We start from the raw sequence: 4,292 nt of genomic DNA on the forward strand, positions 1-4,292 counted from the left end.
GGAACACGCCGAACGGCGGGTCCGGTGAACGGGACGGGGCGCACGGGTCGGGCACCTCCGGGGGAAACGACGGGGTGGCCCTGCCCAACGGTCGGACCCGCCCCCGGGACACGGCCCGGGCACGGACGAGTTCACCGCGCGCCGGTCGGCGACGCACCCCGGGTCGGTGCCCGCCGGTGAACCCGCGGCCGGGAGGAGCCGGGAGGAGCCGGGGGCGGCCGGCCCGGATCCTCCCGGCCGGCCCGGCGCCCCGCCGCGCGCGCTCAGGCGTAGCCGAGGGCGTGCAACCGCTCGTCGTCGATGCCGAAATGGTGGGCGATCTCGTGCACGACGGTGATCTCGACCTCCTCCACCACCGCTTCGCGGTCCCCGCCCTCCCGCGCGCACATCCGCAGCGTGGGGCCCATGTAGACGGAGATCCGATCGGGGAGGACCCCGGCGTACCACTCCCCGCGCTCGGTCAGGGGCGTGCCCTCGTACAGCCCGAGCAGCTCGGGTTCCTCGGGTGGCGGCTCGTCCTCGACGAAGACGGCGACGTTGTCCATCAGCCGGGTCAACTCCGGCGGGATGCGGTCGAGCGCCCGACTGACGAGATCCTCGAACTCCTCGCGGCTCATCTCCAGCACACCGCCATTGTGCGGCACCCCGGCCCGGGCGGGCCCGGGCGGATCGGCGCACGAGGCGGCAAAACCCGGCGGGGCGGGGTGCGGATCACGCCGCGCGGCCCCGTCCATCGGCACCCGGTGGGGCGGTGGTTCCCCCCGGGCAGCGGCGACCGACGGGACCGGGCGGGAGAAGGTTTTGGCGATACCGCCGGCTATCCCATATGCTTCTCACGTCCCCGACGGCGAAGTGCCGGTCAGGCGGGCCACCAGCCCTCATCGTCTAGTGGCCTAGGACGCCGCCCTTTCAAGGCGGTAGCACGGGTTCGAATCCCGTTGGGGGCACGTACAACCATGTGCGAGACTTGTCTCGCACATCTCCAAGGTCCTGTGGAGCAGTTTGGAGTGCTCGCCACCCTGTCAAGGTGGAGGCCGCGGGTTCAAATCCCGTCAGGACCGCTTGCAGTTCATCTCGGTGGGCTGCGTGGCTGGGTAGCTCAGTTGGTACGAGCGTCCGCCTGAAAAGCGGAAGGTCGCCGGTTCGACCCCGGCCCCAGCCACCTTCTTTGAGCAGCACGGAAAGCCCGTCCCGCACCAGCAGGACGGGCTTTTTGTGTACCGTTACGCCAACCGGTACGCCAACGGAGTGCTGAGTGCGGCTTCAGGAGAGCCGGTGCCCCAGCCTCTCCAGCGCCTTCCGCTGCTCCTCCACGGACGCGTGGGCGTAGACCTTCATCGTCACCCCGATGTCGCTGTGTCCGGCGACCTGGCGGACGATGTGCGGCGGTGTCCCGAGGTCCAGCAGCAGGGTCACCGCGGAGTGGCGAAGGTCATGGAAGCGGATCTTCAGCCCGAGCCGCTTCCGCAGCGGGTACCAGGACCGCCGGAGGTTGTCCGGCTCCAGCGGTGTCCCGATCCGCGAGGTGAAGACGAGTCCGTGTTCCCTCCACGCCATGCCGGCCGCCGCCCGTTCCTGTGCCTGCCGCTCGCGGTGCTCGGTGAGCGCGCGGACGACGAGGGGCGGCAGCGGCAGCGTCCGGACCGAGGTCGCGGTCTTCGGAGCGACGAGCGTCAGCTCACCGCTCACACGCTGAAGCGAGCGCTCCACGATCAGAGTCTCCCGCTCCATGGCCACCGCCTCCCAGCGGAGCCCCAGTAGCTCACCCCGGCGCATCCCCATGACGAGCGCAAGGACGTAGAGCGCGTGTAGCCGGTCCTTTTCCGCCTCCCGAAGCAACAGCCGGGCCTCGGCGACGCTCAGCCCCTTCCCCGTGTCGTAGGTAGGAGTTGGGACCTGTACGAGCTGGGCGACGTTCCGCACGATCAGCTCTTCGCGGACGGCGTTCTGAAGTGCGTTTCGCAGCACCGCGTGAATGGACTGCACCATCCGGCGGGACAGCACCGCTCCGCAACACTCCCCCGCCGCGCAGCACTCCGGTTCGGGCCGAGCCTTGTCCACGCCGTGTTTGCAGCACTGGCACTCGGCAGCGACCCTGGTCAGCCACGTGCGGACCTCAGCGGCCCGGAGCGTCCGGATCTTCTTCCGCCCGAGACCAGGAACGATATGCACCCGGACCACACTCTCGTAGCCCTGATAGGTCTTCGGCCGACGGTGGACCTTGACCACCTTGGCGAGCCAGTAGGTCAGGTAGTCCTCCAGGTTCATGTTGGTGTCCGGCACCGGAATCCCCTGGTTCTCCCGCGACTGCAAATCGGTGATCTTCTGCCGCACTTCATCACGGGATTTGCCATAGACCGAAACCCGCTTGCGGATGCCACTGGTGGTGGTCACATACACGCGGCCGTGATACGTGCCGTCTTTCCGAATGGTGATGCTGCCTTCGCCGTTGGCGCGCTTGGCCACTAGTGGTTCTCCTCGATGCGCTTGTTCATGTAGGTGGTGAGTTCGGCGGCCGGGATGCGGCGGGCGCGACCGACGGTGAAGCTGGGCAGTTGCCTGGTTCGGATGAGGTCGTAGACCTTGCTGCGGCTGAGCCGCAGCGCGGTCATGACCTCGGGCACGGTGAGGGTTTCGGGCAGGGGGGTGTTCACTGCGCTCTCCTCGGCTGACTCCATGGGGGCGGCGCCCCCTTCTTCTGAGGTCCGCTACCTCCGCTACCTCCGCTACCTCGCTGGTCAGAGGCGTGATGGTGGTAGCGGGAAAATCGCTGCTTCCCGCTACCGCTGTCAGGGCTGTGAGCTGGCCGGTAGCGGCGGTAGCGGAAGTAGCGGACTTTCCGGGGGCGGGGGGCAGTACCGCGCCCAGGCGTCGCTCAGGTCGGCCGCGTAGTAGCCCTTGAGGACCCCGCCGCCGGTCTTGATGTTGCGGGCGGCCACGGGCTCGTTGTCGGCCGTCACGTACTGGCGCAGCAGCTTGGACAGGCCGCGTGCGTCCAGGGGCTTGCCACCCATGTCGGCCCAGGGGGCTTCGTCCAGGCTGTGGAGCCGCTCCAGGATCGCGACGGTGGGCAGGCGATCGATGCCGTTGAGGACGTGATCGCGCAGATCGGTCAGCAGCCGGATGCCGATACTGCCCTTGTCGTCGGTCTTGGAGGCGTTGACCAGCTCCAGACAGGCCGCGCGGGCCCGTGCGGGCCAGGCGCCCCCGGCCGCGTCCGCGACCGCGATCAGCGGTTCCCACACATCCGCCGGACGGTCGGTGACGCCCTCGGGCATCTCGGGGAAGACACCGTCCACCAGGGGCCGGGCGGCTTCGGTCCAGCGGGCCAGGCGGTCGCGCAGCGCGTGGCCCTGCTTCTCGTGCACCCGGGCGCGGAAGGGTTCGACCTTCTCGTTCCTGGCCCGGCGCCTCATCCGGATGATGACCGAGCGGGTCAGGATCGTGTCGGGCAGGTGCCCCAGCCCTCCCATGGCCACCGCGCAGTAGGACGGGAAGGCGACCACGTTCTGTGTGGCGCCGTCGCCCACGCACCGGTAGGTGACCCCGGAGCGGCGGTGCCCGGCGTTGAGGAAGCCGCGCAACTCCTCGTTGTCCCCGGCCTTGGGGCCGAAGACGGTGTCGATCTCATCGAACAGGATCGTCGGCCGCCCCTCCGCCCCCGATGCCGCGCGGAACAGCGCGGCGGCACTGGCGTTCACGGCCATCATGGGCTGCGGCACCAGGATCTCCACGATCTCCAGTGCCCGCGTCTTCCCCGACCCCGGTTCGGGGGAGAGGAACGCCAGCCGCGGAGTGGAGTCGAAGCAGTCCAACAGGTGCGCGTGGGCGTCCCACAACGTCACCGCCACGTAGGCGGCCTCGGTGGGGAAGACGTTGAAACGACGGTGGAAGGCTTCCACCTCATCCAGCAGGGCCGCGCCGTCGATCGGCTCGGTGCTCATGCCGCCGACCTCCTCTCGTCCGTCGTGGTGGTGTCGGTGGTGGTGCGCAGCGGGCAGGCGTCCCGGTGCCGGTGGTGGGTGTCGATCAGGGCGAGCACCCGGGGGCGGCCAACGGCGCGGGCCCGGTGCCCGCACTCGCACCAGCTGCTCGCGGTCGGGGTGGTGCCGCGTCCGGGGGCGACGATGTGCAGCCACGCCACCGGGAACCGTCCGGTGGGCGGGTGCGGGTTCGAGCCTTCTTCGGGCGCCCTTCGGGCGACGTCCTGTCGGCCGCCCACCGCCACCGGGGGCCGGGTCGATCCGGCGTGGTCGGGCCGGTCGGTGGGTGCGGAGGGGCTGTTAAGGGAG

At 69.9% G+C, this 4,292-nt stretch carries 5 protein-coding genes and 3 tRNA genes; 3 read left to right on the forward strand and 5 right to left on the reverse strand.

Annotation, left to right across the window (positions count from 1 at the left end; all coding sequences use genetic code 11):
• Positions 1–263: 263 nt before the first annotated feature.
• The gene (locus FNQ90_RS14225; protein WP_182606725.1) at positions 264–626 is read right to left on the reverse strand and encodes a metallopeptidase family protein; all 363 of its coding nucleotides are present in this window, start codon (positions 624–626) and stop codon (positions 264–266) included.
• 248 nt (positions 627–874) lie between these two features.
• On the opposite strand from FNQ90_RS14225, the gene FNQ90_RS14230 reads away from it, so the two are divergent.
• From FNQ90_RS14230 to FNQ90_RS14240, 3 genes are all read left to right on the forward strand, one after another.
• A tRNA-Glu gene (locus FNQ90_RS14230) sits at positions 875–947 on the forward strand.
• A gap of 39 nt (positions 948–986) precedes the next feature.
• Positions 987–1,061, forward strand: a tRNA-Asp gene (locus tag FNQ90_RS14235).
• 27 nt (positions 1,062–1,088) lie between these two features.
• Positions 1,089–1,162, forward strand: a tRNA-Phe gene (locus FNQ90_RS14240).
• Between the two features lie 101 nt (positions 1,163–1,263).
• Here FNQ90_RS14240 and FNQ90_RS14245 read toward each other — a convergent pair.
• From FNQ90_RS14245 to FNQ90_RS27415, 4 genes are all read right to left on the reverse strand, one after another.
• Entirely contained in the window at positions 1,264–2,466 is a 1,203-nt protein-coding gene (locus FNQ90_RS14245; protein WP_182606726.1) for a tyrosine-type recombinase/integrase, read from the reverse strand.
• Positions 2,466–2,678: a helix-turn-helix domain-containing protein gene (locus FNQ90_RS14250; protein ID WP_182606727.1), complete on the reverse strand. Its 213-nt coding sequence runs from the start codon at positions 2,676–2,678 to the stop codon at positions 2,466–2,468. The genes FNQ90_RS14245 and FNQ90_RS14250 overlap by 1 nt, the downstream gene beginning before the upstream one ends.
• A gap of 111 nt (positions 2,679–2,789) precedes the next feature.
• Positions 2,790–3,944, reverse strand: a complete 1,155-nt coding sequence (locus FNQ90_RS14255) for a DUF3631 domain-containing protein (RefSeq protein WP_182606728.1) — start codon at positions 3,942–3,944, stop codon at positions 2,790–2,792.
• Positions 3,941–4,292 (reverse strand): hypothetical protein (locus FNQ90_RS27415; protein WP_228471176.1); only part of this gene is annotated, 352 nt, incomplete at its 5' end. The genes FNQ90_RS27415 and FNQ90_RS14255, both read right to left, overlap by 4 nt.

Origin of the sequence: Streptomyces alkaliphilus (assembly GCF_014141535.1) — a bacterium.
GTDB lineage: Bacteria > Actinomycetota > Actinomycetes > Streptomycetales > Streptomycetaceae > Streptomyces > Streptomyces alkaliphilus.

Excerpts from the sequence above, each read along its gene's own strand:
- FNQ90_RS14255 (WP_182606728.1), bottom strand. The coding sequence starts at position 3,944 with ATGAGCACCGAGCCGATCGACGGCGCGGCCCTGCTGGATGAGGTGGAA.
- FNQ90_RS14250 (WP_182606727.1), bottom strand. The coding sequence starts at position 2,678 with ATGGAGTCAGCCGAGGAGAGCGCAGTGAACACCCCCCTGCCCGAAACC.